The organism is Capnocytophaga sp. oral taxon 864 (genome assembly GCF_002998835.1).
GTDB lineage: Bacteria > Bacteroidota > Bacteroidia > Flavobacteriales > Flavobacteriaceae > Capnocytophaga > Capnocytophaga ochracea.
Window position 1 is genome coordinate 1651294 of the sequence record NZ_CP027232.1, and the last position, 14055, is coordinate 1665348.

General features: G+C 40.6%; 12 protein-coding genes, 1 tRNA gene and 1 pseudogene. 12 read left to right on the top strand and 2 right to left on the bottom strand.

All coding sequences use genetic code 11. The annotated features are described in order from the left end of the window. Window positions 1–2: 2 nt before the first annotated feature. From msrB to C3V44_RS07325, 8 genes are all read left to right on the top strand, one after another. Window positions 3–1121 carry a peptide-methionine (R)-S-oxide reductase MsrB gene (gene msrB / locus C3V44_RS07290; protein WP_106096021.1) on the top strand — a complete coding sequence of 373 codons (1119 nt, stop codon included), beginning with the start codon at window positions 3–5 and terminating at the stop codon, window positions 1119–1121. Window positions 1122–1441: 320 nt separating this feature from the next. Beyond that, complete coding sequence (locus C3V44_RS07295; RefSeq protein WP_106096022.1) at window positions 1442–2563, top strand: Mrp/NBP35 family ATP-binding protein; 1122 nt, start codon at window positions 1442–1444, stop codon at window positions 2561–2563. A gap of 19 nt (window positions 2564–2582) precedes the next feature. Next, on the top strand, window positions 2583–2771 hold the full coding sequence (locus tag C3V44_RS07300; protein WP_106096023.1) for an antitoxin: 189 nt from the start codon (window positions 2583–2585) through the stop codon (window positions 2769–2771). Then, a complete protein-coding gene (locus C3V44_RS07305) occupies window positions 2747–3082 on the top strand; it encodes a type II toxin-antitoxin system RelE/ParE family toxin (RefSeq protein ID WP_002674770.1) in 336 nt (111 codons plus the stop codon). Before C3V44_RS07300 ends, C3V44_RS07305 begins: the two co-directional genes overlap by 25 nt. A gap of 36 nt (window positions 3083–3118) precedes the next feature. Continuing rightward, complete coding sequence (locus tag C3V44_RS07310; RefSeq protein WP_009417048.1) at window positions 3119–3358, top strand: NifU family protein; 240 nt, start codon at window positions 3119–3121, stop codon at window positions 3356–3358. A gap of 12 nt (window positions 3359–3370) precedes the next feature. Further along, complete coding sequence (locus C3V44_RS07315; RefSeq protein WP_009417051.1) at window positions 3371–3871, top strand: hypothetical protein; 501 nt, start codon at window positions 3371–3373, stop codon at window positions 3869–3871. 12 nt (window positions 3872–3883) lie between these two features. Then, a complete protein-coding gene (locus C3V44_RS07320; RefSeq protein ID WP_106096024.1) occupies window positions 3884–4597 on the top strand; it encodes a pyridoxine 5'-phosphate synthase in 714 nt (237 codons plus the stop codon). Between the two features lie 168 nt (window positions 4598–4765). After that, window positions 4766–4838: transfer RNA gene (locus C3V44_RS07325), tRNA-Phe, on the top strand. 111 nt (window positions 4839–4949) lie between these two features. On the opposite strand, the gene C3V44_RS07330 is transcribed toward C3V44_RS07325, so the two are convergent. Further along, on the bottom strand, window positions 4950–5624 hold the full coding sequence (locus tag C3V44_RS07330; RefSeq protein WP_106096025.1) for a porin family protein: 675 nt from the start codon (window positions 5622–5624) through the stop codon (window positions 4950–4952). A gap of 131 nt (window positions 5625–5755) precedes the next feature. On the opposite strand from C3V44_RS07330, the pseudogene C3V44_RS07335 reads away from it, so the two are divergent. The 3 genes and pseudogenes from C3V44_RS07335 to C3V44_RS07345 all read left to right on the top strand — a co-directional run bounded on the left by C3V44_RS07335 (window position 5756) and on the right by C3V44_RS07345 (window position 10538). Beyond that, window positions 5756–7056, top strand: a pseudogene (locus C3V44_RS07335) (hydroxymethylglutaryl-CoA reductase, degradative). A 1058-nt stretch (window positions 7057–8114) separates the two neighbouring features. Next, window positions 8115–9410 carry a leucine-rich repeat domain-containing protein gene (locus C3V44_RS07340; protein ID WP_106096026.1) on the top strand — a complete coding sequence of 432 codons (1296 nt, stop codon included), beginning with the start codon at window positions 8115–8117 and terminating at the stop codon, window positions 9408–9410. 45 nt (window positions 9411–9455) lie between these two features. After that, complete coding sequence (locus C3V44_RS07345; protein ID WP_106096027.1) at window positions 9456–10538, top strand: OmpA family protein; 1083 nt, start codon at window positions 9456–9458, stop codon at window positions 10536–10538. 389 nt (window positions 10539–10927) lie between these two features. Here C3V44_RS07345 and C3V44_RS07350 read toward each other — a convergent pair whose 3' ends face one another. Continuing rightward, window positions 10928–12997 (bottom strand): GDSL-type esterase/lipase family protein, encoded by a 2070-nt coding sequence (locus tag C3V44_RS07350; RefSeq protein WP_106096028.1) that lies wholly within the window; start codon window positions 12995–12997, stop codon window positions 10928–10930. A 516-nt stretch (window positions 12998–13513) separates the two neighbouring features. Here C3V44_RS07350 and C3V44_RS12270 point away from each other — a divergent pair. After that, a complete protein-coding gene (locus tag C3V44_RS12270) occupies window positions 13514–13687 on the top strand; it encodes a phosphinothricin acetyltransferase (protein ID WP_106096029.1) in 174 nt (57 codons plus the stop codon). Window positions 13688–14055 lie beyond the last annotated feature (368 nt).

Sequence of the window (14055 nt, forward strand, 5' to 3'; positions counted from 1 at the left end):
TAATGAAAATCCTTTTTTTTACTTTAATGACAACGGTCTTCACAATGGGGTGTGCTAACGGCAATAGCCAAAGAACATCCTCACTTATCACTAACGACGAAAATTCAACTCATCAACAAGCAGAAATGAAAAAAACAAACAAATCAAAATCTACTGACATCTATTTTGCAGGAGGTTGCTTCTGGGGCACCGAACACTTCTTTAAACAAATTCGCGGAGTGCTCGCCACCGAAGTAGGCTATGCCAATGGCAAACTCTCCAAAGCCCCCAGTTACGAACAAGTAAGTACAGGCAATACAGGTTTTGCCGAAACCGTAAAAGTAACCTACAACCCTCAACTCATCGACCTCAACCAACTGCTCGACCTCTATTTCAAAATCATCGACCCCACTTCTCTCAACAAACAAGGCAACGACCGTGGCACGCAATACCGCACAGGCATCTATTACGTAAACGAAACCGAAAAACCGCTTATCGACAAAGCTATCGCGACACTTGCCACACAATACAGTAAACCCATAGTAGTAGAAGTGCTCCCTTTAAAGAACTTTTATAAAGCCGAAGAATATCATCAAGCGTATTTAGATAAGAATCCGCAAGGCTATTGCCATATTTCACCAGCCTTGTTTGAAATAGCCCGCAAAGCCAATCCAGTCAAACAGAAAGGCTTTAAAAAGCCTTCCCAAGCCGACCTTCGTAAGCAACTCACCCCCGAGCAATACGCCGTTACCCAAGAAAGCGCTACCGAGCGCCCATTTGCCAATGCCTATTACAACGAGTTCCGCGAAGGTATTTATGTGGATATTACCACCGGCGAACCCCTCTTTATCTCTACCGATAAGTTCGAATCAGGCTGTGGCTGGCCAAGTTTCTCTAAACCTATTGATAAAAAACTCATAGAAGAAAAAACCGATAAATCTCATAATATGACTCGTACCGAAGTGCGCAGTAAGTTAGGCAACGCACATCTCGGTCACGTTTTTAACGATGGACCTAAGGATAAAGGAGGCTTGCGCTATTGTATCAACAGTGCCTCATTGCGCTTTATCCCCAAAGACGATATGGAAAAAGAAGGTTATGGCAAATATATACCCCTCTTAGAGAAAAAAACTAAAAAATAGAAAATTAATACTCTCATTCTAAGAAAGGGGAAGACTACTACTTTAGGTCTTCCCCTTTTTACTTATCATACACTTAGCCAAAGTTTTTGCCTGTGCGGTTCGTACCTTTGGCAAAGTTGAAGCCTTATAACCATTTCACAAGGCACAGTGTTGATTTTATTCTGATTTTTGTTTAATTTCTATAGCGCAAGCTATACTTCCTCTTATCTTTAATTTTGCCTCTTCGCCCTACAAACAATTCTTTAAATTTGCTTTTCTCATTTTAAAGTTCTACCTTTGCAAAACTTTTAACTATTAACTCTTAACCCATAACTAAAAAGATGATTATTCAAAAAAAAGACGTATTAGAAGCGCTCCGCAAGATTACCGCTCCTGGTGAAGGAAAAAATATGGTAGATAGCGGTGCTGTACAAAATATAGTAGTTTTTGGTGATGAAGTGGTAGTAGATGTAGTGATAAACAACCCCAGTCTGCAAGCCAAAAAACGCACCGAAGTAGAGGTGATGAAAGCCATTCACGGCGAAGTAAACGAGAAAGCCAAAGTAGTGGTAAATGTAAAAGTAATCGCACCCGAAGTTACTGAAATCAAAGGGAAACCTATTCCAGGTATTCAGAATATCATAGCCGTTGCCTCAGGCAAAGGAGGCGTAGGAAAGAGTACTGTTACAGCCAACTTAGCAGCAGCTCTTGCCAAAATGGGCTTTAAAGTAGGTGTGCTCGATGCCGATGTATATGGTCCTTCTATCCCTATGATGTTCGATGTAGCTAGAGAGCGTCCGCGTTCAGTAACCATTGAGGATAAATCGTTTATTCAGCCCATCGAAAACTACGGGGTAAAAATACTCTCAATTGGGTTCTTTACCAATGCCAATCAAGCAGTGATATGGAGAGGTCCTATGGCAGCCAAAGCCCTTAACCAGCTCATTTTCGAGGCTTATTGGGGCGAATTAGATTTTCTCCTCATCGACCTTCCCCCAGGTACAGGCGACATTCACCTAAGCATTATGCAAGCCTTACCTATCACAGGGGCAGTAGTAGTGAGCACTCCACAGCCTGTCGCCCTTGCCGATGCTCGTCGTGCGGTAGCAATGTTCGGACAAGAAAATATCAATGTGCCTGTGTTGGGTATCGTAGAAAATATGGCTTACTTTACCCCTAAGGAATTGCCGAACAACAAGTATTATATCTTTGGTAAAGAAGGAGCTAAACACCTGGCAGGAGAACTAAAAGTTTCTTTCTTAGGCGAAATACCCTTAGTACAAGCCGTTCGTGAGGCAGGCGATACAGGGCAACCCATAGCGTTGCAAGAAGACAGTCCGCAAGCAAAAGCCTTCCACTCCTTAGCGCAAGAAGTGGTGAAGAATGTAGTCGCTCGCAACGAAACCCTACCACCCTCTGAGGCTATCAAAATTACCAATATGGCAGGGTGCAGTAGCAAGTAACAATTAATAAGTAATAATTATGGATACACCTATTGTAGAACCTAAAGAAAGAGAAGTTTTACCTCTTTCTAACATATCAAAAGAAGCTCTAAAAGCTATAAAAGAAGGCTTAGAAGATGAAAAGAAGGGTATTTTTATACCCCACGATGATGTTATGAAAGAAGCCAAAAAAGTTATAGACCAATGGGAGCAAAAGATGATGAATTGAGAATTGTATGGATGCCCAAAGCACAAATACAATACTTAGATGCTCTATTGTTTTGGATGAAAAAGACCTTCTCAAGGTCTTATAGTGATAAAATAGAAACGGAAGTAGAAAAGATTGCTAATCTACTTAAACAAACTCCAAGAATAGGACAGAAAGTATATGATATTGAAAATACAACAGAAGAATTAAGAAGGGTGATAGTGCTTCATAATTTCTCCATCTATTACAAAATCATAGAAGATAAGAAAGAAATTCGCTTTATTGTTTTTTGGGACAATAGGAATGATCCTGATGAATTAGATTTAAATTAATTACTAACTTCTTATAACTAATAAACAACAATATCAATGAACCCAGAAAAACTTAAACAAGAAGTAATAAAAGCTTTAGATAAGATACGTCCCTATTTGCAAAATGATGGGGGAGATATTTCTTTAGTGGATATCGAAGATGGCAAAATCGTAAAAGTGCGATTAGAAGGTACTTGCACTAACTGTTCAGTAAACCAACTCACACTTAAAAGCGGAGTGGAAATGACTATCAAAGAGTTTGTACCTCAAATAGAAAAGGTAATCAGTGTGGAATAACTAATCAGTATAATGGCAACGAATAAAGAATCGAGAAAAGAATATTGGAAACGCAAGTGGCTCAGTAAATACCGCTTGGTAGTAATGGACGACAGTACTTATGAGGAGAAAACCTCCTTCCGCTTGAGTCGTCTTAATATCTTTGTGTTTGGTTCCTTGTTTGCCTTTGTGCTCATTACGCTCACCACCGTGCTGATTATCTATTCACCTTTGCGTCAGTATATCTTAGGGTATACTGCCGTAGAAAACAAACGCGAGACTTTAAACTTGCTCTTTAGGGTAGATTCCTTAGAAGGTAAAATACAAAGTAATGATGAGTATCTCGCTTCACTAAAAAAGGTACTTGTAGGTAATATCAAACCTCAACAAGACAAAGATACTACCAGCTTTAACATCTCCGACCCCAAATACAACCCTAAGGCTTACAGGACAACTCCTACAAAAAAAGATTCTATTCTTCGTAAAGAAGTAGAAGAGGAAGAGACTCAACCTCAACCTCAAGACAGTTTATAATACAAAAAAACAATGACAAAACTAAGTGTAAACATTAATAAGATTGCCACCTTGCGCAATGCACGTGGAGGCAATATCCCCGATTTGTTACAAGTAGCCAAAGATGTACAACAGTTTGGTGCCGAGGGTATCACTATTCACCCTCGCCCCGATGAACGTCATATCCGCTACCAAGATGCCTTCGATTTGCTAAAAGTAGTAACCACCGAGTACAATATTGAGGGCAACCCTATCCCTAAGTTCATCGATTTAGTGTTACAAGTAAAACCTACCCAAGTAACTCTTGTTCCTGATGCCGAAGATGCTATTACCTCTAATGCGGGTTGGGATACTGTTAAACACAAAAGTTTCTTAACCGAAGTAGTTACCGAATTTAAGCGCAACGGCATTCGCACCTCTCTTTTTGTAGACCCAGTGGAAGCAATGGTAACGGCTGCCGCTACCACAGGAGCTGACCGTGTGGAGCTTTATACTGAGAGGTATGCGCGTGAGTATGCTCGCGGTGATAAAACCCAGATAGCCCCTTATATAAAAGCAGCCTTAGAAGCACAAAAAGTAGGATTAGGACTCAATGCAGGACACGATTTGAATCTCGACAATGTGAAGTACTTCAAAGATAATATTCCTAATTTATCGGAAGTATCCATAGGGCACGCACTTATTTGTGAAGCACTCTATTTAGGTTTAGAAAATGTAATACAACTCTACCTAAATAAATTTAAATAACGAAAGGTTCATTAGCTAAAAAAGCAGAGAATTTTACACAAAAACTCTTTAATAATTATTCTGAATGTCAAAGTATTGAAAAAAAGTAGTGAAAAAACTTAGAAAATAATCACTAAATATTTTGCAAGTTTCGAAAATAGTATTACTTTTGCACCCGTAATGAAAGAAGGTACCTTAGCTCAGTTGGTAGAGCAAAGGACTGAAAATCCTTGTGTCCCTGGTTCGATTCCTGGAGGTACCACGAGATCTTCTTCATAGAGGAAATTTTTCATATTTTTAAGGATTAGGAATTGCAAAAGCCTCAGCGTAATGCTGAGGCTTTTGTTTTTTATTTTATACTATACTTTCCTATTTAAAATATTCTATATCCTACTGAAAGGCTAAACACTTGGTTTGAGGTACTCTCAGAACGGTTAGGGAGCACATCGCTGAAACCAATACCGTACTGAATGCCTGCTGTAAATCGTTTAATTTCTACGCCTGTGGCTAAGTTTAATCCTGCATCAAAAGGGCGTAAATCATCAGAAGAACGATTACCTATGCTGAGGGAATGGCGATTGGTTACTTTATAGTCCTTTAACTTATCTTTCTTGTAGTAAGCCCATTCTTCACGACTATTGCCCCACAAAGCAGCTGCTACATAAGGACCTGCTTTCCAAACGAGTTTTACATTCCTGAGTTTAAGTTTATAGCCTACATAAAAAGGCATCTCTAAATAACCATAAGTGTAATGCAACTCACTGATTTGTTTTTCTTTGCCGTCTTTATATTTATACTCATAGGCTTGCCCTTTGGTGTTGAGCATTAAACCTGTTTCAAGAGCAAATCCGGTAGGGAAGTTCAAACTGAACAACGCCCCTGTATGAAAACCTGGGGTAAAAGTTCTATCACTATTAGAAGAATCGGCGTAATAAAGTCCTGCTATATTGCCTCCTATTTTCACTTCTAAACCTGGCTTTACTTGTGCCTGTAACATCGCTATACTGCTGAATAACATTACAGCTAAAAATAGTTTTGTTCTTTTCATTCTATATTGATTTTTGTTATTTAAAGTACAAAGATACAAAATATTTTGTAAATGAACAAACTTGCGAATATATTAATTATTATTACCTTTGCCTCCCAAACTAAAAGCTGAACTCTAATACTTAACAACTGATGAAACAGATAGACGGTTTTTCTAAACTTACCAAAGCCCAAAAGATTGCGTGGCTTTGCGATACTTATTTCCCTAATATAGAGAATGCTGCTTCTTTTTTGAAAAGTACCACAACGCTGATACTGACCTTCAGAAACTGCACGACGAGTTTATTGAAAATACAGTCTCTAACTACTATCTGCCCTTTGCGGTAGCGCCTAACTTTCTCATCAACGGGCGCACTTATACTGTACCTATGGCTATTGAAGAGAGTTCGGTGGTGGCAGCTGCTAGCAGGGCGGCTAAATTCTGGCAAAGCCGTGGTGGTTTTCATACCGAAGTGCTTTCTACCGAAAAAACAGGGCACGTACATTTCTTCTTCTACGGTGAAAAAACTAATTTAGAAAACTTCTTCAACCACATACAACCCTTGATGCTCGCTAAAGCGCAACCCATTACTGCCAATATGGAAAAACGCGGGGGCGGTATTACTTCTCTTACCTTAGTGGACAAGACTGATGCTTTGGCACACTATTATCAGCTTTCGGCTACTTTTGAAACCTTAGACGCTATGGGTGCGAACTTCATCAATTCGTGCTTAGAATCCTTTGCACAGACGTTTAGAGAAGAAGCGGAACGGGACGCCTCTATCGATGATAAGTATGAAATCGTAATGTCGATACTCTCGAACTATGTGCCTAACTGTTTGGTGCGCGCAAAAGTGCAATGCTCTATTGAGGAGTTGGAGATTGCCCACTTAAAAGGTGCTGAAGCTGCAAAGAAATTTGTGCAAGCTCTCGCTATTGCCAATGCTGATGTGTACCGTGCTACCACTCACAACAAAGGTATAATGAACGGTATTGACTCGGTAGTTTTGGCTACGGGTAATGATTTTCGTGCCATAGAAGCTGGTGCGCACGCTTATGCTGCTCGTAGCGGGCAGTACAAGAGCTTATCGGCTGCGTGGATAGAGGGCGATACTTTCTTCTTTGCCCTTGAACTCCCTTTGGCTTTGGGCACCGTGGGCGGACTTACTACATTGCACCCTTTGGTAAAAACGGCTCTTGAAATCCTTGAAAAGCCTAACGCTCGCGAGCTAATGCAAATAGTGGCTTGTGTGGGGTTAGCACAGAACTTTTCGGCTGTAAGCTCGCTGATTAGTCTGGGAATCCAGAAGGGGCATATGAAAATGCACTTGAACAACATTTTTAACCAATTAGGGGCTACCGAAGAGGAGAAGCGCGTACTTTCTTCTTATTTTAAAGATAAAACCGTAACATATAACGAAGTAGCCGAAGCTCTCAAGAAAATTAGGAAATGAGGTGCGAGCCGCACGGGTAGGTGGAAAATGAGAAAATTAGAAAATTAGGGAGTTGAGGGGTGGCTGGAATTTCAGATTGTTCAGATATTTCGGAGATTTGGAGGACTTCGAAGAACTCGGAGAGACTCGGAGAAACCTCTCCCCTATTACATACTCCGTTCTCGCGGACTTCTTCAGAGAGGAGGAATATATGCAAACCAATTCTGATGGACTTTAAATAAACTTCAAACGAAACTACAGTGGGTCTACAGTGACTCTACAGTGGGTCTACGATGATGATTAATTAAATTATAATTGAACATTAATCGAACTTATAGAACTACTATCTTCTAATATCTCTCGTTCTACTGGTTAGACTTATCGGACATAAAATAACTAACGTGAGTTCGATATAAGAAAAGTGTAGCTTACGCTACAGAAATCTTACAAATCTTTACAAATCAAACAAATAAATAGCAAGCAACCTAAAAGTCTCGGACTGATTACACGGACAGTCTTTCAATTGACAATTGATAATTGACAAATGTGATGCGCACGGATTGGTAACTGCGTTGCTGGATTTTCACGGAACAGTAACAGAAAGACGATTGTAAATTAATGTTGTATATATCGAACTGACGTTAAAAATAGTATCAAGGCTACGCCTTGCAAAATTACAATGAGGAATAACGAGGGAAAATTATAGGAAGAAAATGAGGAAAAATAGAGGAAAAAGGACTGAAAAGTGAGGAAAAAATGGGAATTATATAAAAGAGTAATTTTTTAGTATGTTTTGGGTACTACGTCAAAAGTACTACAAGATTTAGTAAATAATTAGAGAACAATAGGTTACAAATGCAATTTTAGGGAGTTTTTAAGTGATTTTTAGTAAAGCAAGACCCCTTGCAAGCCCTTATTTTACGTGGATAAATAATTTTTCTTAACAATTGTTAAAAAACTACGTCATTAGTACGTCATTGAGGTAAAACGCGTTAAATTAATCTTAAAAAGTTTGGCAAGTACTTGACAGCCCCCTTACCTTTGCAATGTTCAATTTTTACTAAAAAACGAAAAGAAATATGAGAAAAAACATCTTTGTATTAGTAGCTTTTACAGCACTTACTTTAGTAGGATGCAAATCAGAAGCCGATGACGGTGTGGGCGAGAAACCGCGTTCTAGCACCGAGACCAACTTTTTCTTCCGCAATGGTGCTACGCACACTATCCATATGCAAGAAAAAGAAAAACGGACCGTTACTATTGACGGTGCAACTGATAACTTCACTTATGAAGTTCCTGTGGGTTATTTGAGTGTAAGCAAGAGTACAGACCCCTCTCCCTCACTTGTTATTGAAGCTGAAGACGGCAGTACAGGCAGTCACGATATTCGTATCGCCGATAAAACTGCTGATGGCGTAGGCATTACTGCTACCCTTACTGTAATAGTGGGCGAACGTGACAGAGGTTGGGACGGCAATAATTTTGTTATTGAGAATATTGACGGTGACAAAACTACCAAAGACGCTAAGGACTATGTAGACATAGAGGTTCCCGAAGGCTTTACTTACGATGCCTCTACTTTAAAACCAGATGGTGCCGGCGAAAGGGTAATTGTTAAGCAAACAGGTACTTTATTAAAAGTAACGGCTAAAAACCATTACGATGAGATAACCCCTATTACCTTTAGATTGACAAAAGCCAATGCGGAAGACCGTGTGGTAACTATTAAACGCGTAACTAAGTTTTGGAGAACCAACGGTGATGGCACTGTCTTACAAGGACTCTCTAGCAATGTATACGTTACCCAACGCAGTTTTGATATGTTGCAAAACCCACCAAAAGTACCTTACACAGTAAAAGAGGTTACGTATGGTTATAATAATCCCAACGTTTCTCCAAGTGGATTCGAACTTTACCGCAACCCTATTATTACAAAGATAGACCTTAACAATGTAGAAGCTATTAATTCATATGCTTTTTATAATTCTCAAAACTTAGTAACTGTTGTGGCGGATAAAGTAAAATATATATATGGTGGAGCTTTTGCCGGAACGAAAATCAAACGTATCAATTTACCTGAAATAGAGAGGATTAGTGGTAATAATTCTACTTATTATATGTACACCTTCCCTACAACCTTACAGTCTATTACAATGGGAACTAAAGTAAAAAGTCTTGACAGTTACCTTTTCCTTAAAGAGTTAAGAGAAGTGCGTATAGCCTCCACTACACCAGGAGCTATTGAAATGAGTTCTCAGGTAATGCAAGAGGGCAACAATACAACATTGTATGTGCTAAGTGCTTATGTGAATGACTGGAAGCTTAAATTCCCTTGGGTAGAACAAACGTTTAAAGGGGGAATAAAAGGAATGTAAGAAAAGCGCGTGTAACGACAAACTAATTTCTAAAACAAAACGAGAATGAACAGAATAAAAATACTTATGGTTGCTACCTTAGCAACCCTTAGCACAGGTGTGTTATCAGCACAAGATAACTACCGCCCTTGGCTCGTAGGAGCGGGCGTGAGCACCGTAGACTTTAAAGTACCTGAAAGAAGTGTAATAAAAGACTGGTTCGGGTATCCTGATATGAATGTGGGCTTCCGCGTAAATGCTGCTCGATATATCAAAAAAGGTATTACTGCCGAAGCAGGTTTTGCTTATGCAAGCATTAAGAAAGACCAAAATTACTTCCCCGATGTAGAGGAAACAAAACTCACCGATGCGAAGAGTTATTGGGCTTTTGATGTACGTGGTCGTTATCACCTAAACCGCTTATGGAACGGATTGCCTTGGCTCGACCCATATCCACAAGTGGGTGTAGGCATTGCCTCAGTAGATAACGAGAGCAAGTTTAAGTTTATCGCTGGTGCAGGAGTGAACTTCTGGTTTACTGATGTAGTAGGTGCCAATGTGAACACTGCCTACAACGTAGGAGGTGGAACCGGTCACGACTACTACCAATGGGGTGCTGGTGTGGTGCTTAAATTGCCTCTTACTGCCCGTGAGAATCCTATTGTAGACCACGTAGAACGCACCAAGGTAAAAGAACCTAAGGTAAAGAAAGAGCGCAAACGCGTATCGGCTAACAAAGCGATTACTCGTGTGGAAACGGCAGAAGAACGCGAAGCTCGTACCCAACGCGTGGTGAAACAGATAAACCTTTATGCTAAGACTATCTTGTTCGACACTGATAAATCGGTAGTGAAACCACAGGCTGAGTTTATCTTGGATAACATTGCTATCATTATGAACGAGAACCCTGATTTTAACTTTGTAGTAGAAGGTCATACTGATAACACCGGAACTCCTGAGCACAACCTCAAACTCTCACAAGACCGCGCCGATGCTATCAAACAATACCTTTCTCGCCACGGTGTAAGCAAAAAACGCCTCGACGCCAAAGGTTATGGACAAACACGACCTATTGAGAGCAATGAGACCGAACGCGGAAAGGAAATTAACCGTAGGGTGGAAATAAACGTAGTGAAAGATAATCAGTAGTAATGGCAGTCTCCCACAGAAATAAGTGATAGAACTTCATCACAATGATACACAAAAACTGTTTTTAGCCTCTGTGGGAGTTTTTAAGAACATCATTTTAAGACCAAGAATAAGAAGGTTTTTTCATAAGGTGATATTTTTCTTCACCGCAACTATTTAAATTATACAGTAATGAAGGCTTCCTGATGAGATATCGGGAAGCCTTATTTAGTCGTAGGTGCGAGCCACACAGGCAGAAAATTAGAGAATTAGGAAATGAGGTGCGAGCCGCACGGGCAGAAAATTAGAGAATTAGGAAATGAGAAAATGAGGAAATTAGGGAATAGAGGGGGAAACGGGATGCAAAAGCGATTGCTTTATATTAATCACTAATCGTTAACCTCTAACCATTATTCTTCACTTGTAAAGGTACTGGCGGGGAGGTTGGCTTGGTTTACTAAATTGGCGTCGGTAACAGGGGTAAAAGCATAGCGCACGACTTTAGGGGTCGTTACTTGATTGCTGGTTACTTTCACTTCTTCACCTACTATTTCGGCGGTAGCAGGATAAAAAATACCATTGCCGTCAGAAAGTTCAAAACCACGTAAGGGCTTACCATCGGCGGTGTGCAAGCCTTGTGCATACTGAAAAGAAACTGTGGCTACTTTCCCACTGAAAGTCGCTGAACGGAACAAAGGTCCTGAAGGGATTATATTTGTCTTGCCATAAGTATCATTCAAAGCCCATTGCGCTAAGCGTTCGCCTATGGGTTGTTTGTTCTTTGGGTGTACATCGGTGGGGTGACCGTGGTCGTAAGATACTGCCATTCCGCTGTGTGGTATGTCTTTCATCAATCGACGTTGACTGTCTCTAAACCAACCCCACGACGGACGATTGATACTGGATAGCTGTACGTAGTAGAAAGGCATTTGTGGATTGCCAAACTCAGTGCGCCAACTCTTCACCAATAGAGGGAATAACTTGCTATGAGCGTCCTTGTTATGCGCATTCGATTCGCCTTGATACCATATTACCCCTTTGATAGCATAATGATTTAAAGGGAGTATTCCCGCTTCGAATAAATAAGCAGGCTCATAGGGGTGACGTTGGAGTTTATCCGTAGACTTTTTGATGTTCTCGGAAGCACGAGAGCGCACCCAATCCATTATAAAATCGTTTTCACGCCAATTATAAAGGATACTTGGGAAGTTGTATTCCAAAGTACGACGGTCAATCCACGCTTCGGTAGGTGAGCCCCCCACAGCATTGCAAATGAGCCCCACGGGCATATCCAAATCTTTTTGGAGAGTACGCCCAAAGTAATAAGCTACCGCAGAAAAATGGCTTACTGTTTTAGGAGAGCACACTTGCCACTGAGTAGGGCGGTAATATTGTAAATGGTTCAGCGAATCTAATACTGAGTGATTCCATTCTACGGGGTCGGTACGCCACCTTTCTTTCATATCAAACAGGCGGATATTAGGATTATCGGCTTGCGGAATATCCTTTTCGCCCGTAGAAGTTTGGTTCATATAAAACTCCATATTCGATTGCCCTGAGCAAAGCCATACTTCGCCGGCTACTACATTGGTAAAGGTGCGTTTTTCTTTACCTGCTGTAATTTGGAGCGTATAGGTTTCTTTGGCAGTAAGTGGCGATAAGGTTACTTGCCATTTGCCATTACTATCGACGGTAGTGGTGAGTTGTTGTTTGCCTATCTTCACAGTGATTTTAGTACCTGTATTGGCGATACCGCCCAGGGTGAGAGGTATACCGTGTTGCAATACCATATTATCGGAATAGATAGCGGGGAGGTGCAAGCCTCCGTAATCGCCTGTAATGGCACTGTAAACTACCTGTGCCAAGATAGCCGCCCCTTGAACATTAGGGTGTACCGCATCGGGGAGCATTTGAGGAAAGTGATATAAAGGCTCGTGAAAGTCGATAAGCTGAACGCCCGCTTGCTTAGCGATGCGCTCTATGGCTTGTTGTATTTCGGCGTGCCAATCGCGGGTGCCAGATTCGAATCGCTTATGCCGATGTGCGAGTGGGGTCATACGAGCGATGAGGATACGCGCTTTGGGGTTCACTTTTTTAAACGATGCGATGAGAGACAGATAATCTTTTACGAAATCATCGCGATAGTTAGGCCAGTTGCGGGGATCGGTATCGTTAATACCTAAGTGAATGACCACAATATCTGCTGCAAAGGCGAGTGCTTTTTTGTATTCTTCTTGCTGAATGTAAGGCTTATGTCCTTTGCTGAGTAAAGTAGCTCCTGAATGACCGAAGTTTTCCACCTCATAGCTTTTTCCTAACTGACGTTGGAGCACCGAAGGATAGCTGTTTTTTTCGCGGTTTTCAATGCCATAGCCATAGGTAATACTATTGCCTACACACGCCACTTTAATAGGCTTTTTTTGTGCACAAGCAAAGGCGGTAAGGAGTAAGAGTGTGATAAAGAAAAGTTGCTTTTTCATTGGTTAGTATACTTAGAAAGTAAGAATGTTTTATATTAAGCTACAAAGGTAAGAAAAAAAGTGTTAGGTTGTATACAAATAACATTAGGAAATGAGGTGCGAGTCGCACGGGCAGCCGTAGCACGGCAGGCGAAAAAAATTAGCAAAATGAGGAAGTGTTGAGGGATTCGGAAGAAAACGGAGGTTTTCGGAAGAGGAGAGGAAGGATTTTTGATGAAAAAAGGCTGTAAGGAGGGTGGGGTTAGCTTATAGAGAGCTTATAGGAAGCTTATACGAATCTTGGACGATTGGTATAGAAAGGGTATATAAATGATTGAATAATAGCATAATATAACAAGGCTAAAAACGGTAAAAATGGGGTTTCGAGGCGAAAGAAAGAGGAAGAGGTGATAGGCCTTAGGGCATAGGCAATAGGAGGGAGTATGACGGAAAAAATAATGAAATGACGAATGACGAGAGACGAATGACGAAGAAAATGTGATGAAAATCTCTCGCGGACTTACTCGGAGAGGAGGAATGTGGCGAATCATTTATTGGGTAAGCCCTCGAACCCCCGAAGGGGGACAAGCTGGAAAAGGTGACAAACTTCCCCCTTTACACATACTTCGCTCTCGTGGGGCACATACCCAGCCATCGCTGGCTACCTCAATGAGGGGGAATATGGCGACGGAAAAGAGAAGAAATAATTAAAAAATTAGCAAATTTGGGAATTAGCAGTGAAAGCACGAGCTAAAAGCTCGCGCCAGCGGAGGAGGTCTTAGAGCGTAGACAATAGGGGAAAACATCCGCCTAGCCCCCTTCAAAGGGGGAATGTAATGCCGGAAGGGTGATTTTAGAGTGATGTGAGGAAGAAGTTTTATGGTTTATAGAAAAAAATCATCATTTTGAAACGTTAAAATTGTTTAGGTGGGGTTATTAAGATACGGTGTTTTTTACACATATGAAAAAATGTATTAAAAGCCGTTTTTAGCATTATAATCTTCATAAAAAAGTATAAATAGGCTATTTTTATATGTTAATTATTCACAAAACATAAAAATATAAAAAGCTGAAAAACA

What these genes read in the sequence shown, in the direction of transcription:
- C3V44_RS07310 (WP_009417048.1), top strand. Translation starts at nt 3,119, where the DNA reads ATGAACCCAGAAAAACTTAAACAAGAAGTAATAAAAGCTTTAGATAAG.
- C3V44_RS07340 (WP_106096026.1), top strand. Translation starts at nt 8,115, where the DNA reads ATGAGAAAAAACATCTTTGTATTAGTAGCTTTTACAGCACTTACTTTA.
- C3V44_RS07315 (WP_009417051.1), top strand. Translation starts at nt 3,371, where the DNA reads ATGGCAACGAATAAAGAATCGAGAAAAGAATATTGGAAACGCAAGTGG.
- C3V44_RS07300 (WP_106096023.1), top strand. Translation starts at nt 2,583, where the DNA reads ATGGATACACCTATTGTAGAACCTAAAGAAAGAGAAGTTTTACCTCTT.
- C3V44_RS07320 (WP_106096024.1), top strand. Translation starts at nt 3,884, where the DNA reads ATGACAAAACTAAGTGTAAACATTAATAAGATTGCCACCTTGCGCAAT.
- C3V44_RS07305 (WP_002674770.1), top strand. Translation starts at nt 2,747, where the DNA reads ATGGGAGCAAAAGATGATGAATTGAGAATTGTATGGATGCCCAAAGCA.
- C3V44_RS12270 (WP_106096029.1), top strand. Translation starts at nt 13,514, where the DNA reads ATGTGGCGAATCATTTATTGGGTAAGCCCTCGAACCCCCGAAGGGGGA.
- C3V44_RS07295 (WP_106096022.1), top strand. Translation starts at nt 1,442, where the DNA reads ATGATTATTCAAAAAAAAGACGTATTAGAAGCGCTCCGCAAGATTACC.
- C3V44_RS07345 (WP_106096027.1), top strand. Translation starts at nt 9,456, where the DNA reads ATGAACAGAATAAAAATACTTATGGTTGCTACCTTAGCAACCCTTAGC.
- C3V44_RS07330 (WP_106096025.1), bottom strand. Translation starts at nt 5,624, where the DNA reads ATGAAAAGAACAAAACTATTTTTAGCTGTAATGTTATTCAGCAGTATA.
- msrB (WP_106096021.1), top strand. Translation starts at nt 3, where the DNA reads ATGAAAATCCTTTTTTTTACTTTAATGACAACGGTCTTCACAATGGGG.
- C3V44_RS07350 (WP_106096028.1), bottom strand. Translation starts at nt 12,997, where the DNA reads ATGAAAAAGCAACTTTTCTTTATCACACTCTTACTCCTTACCGCCTTT.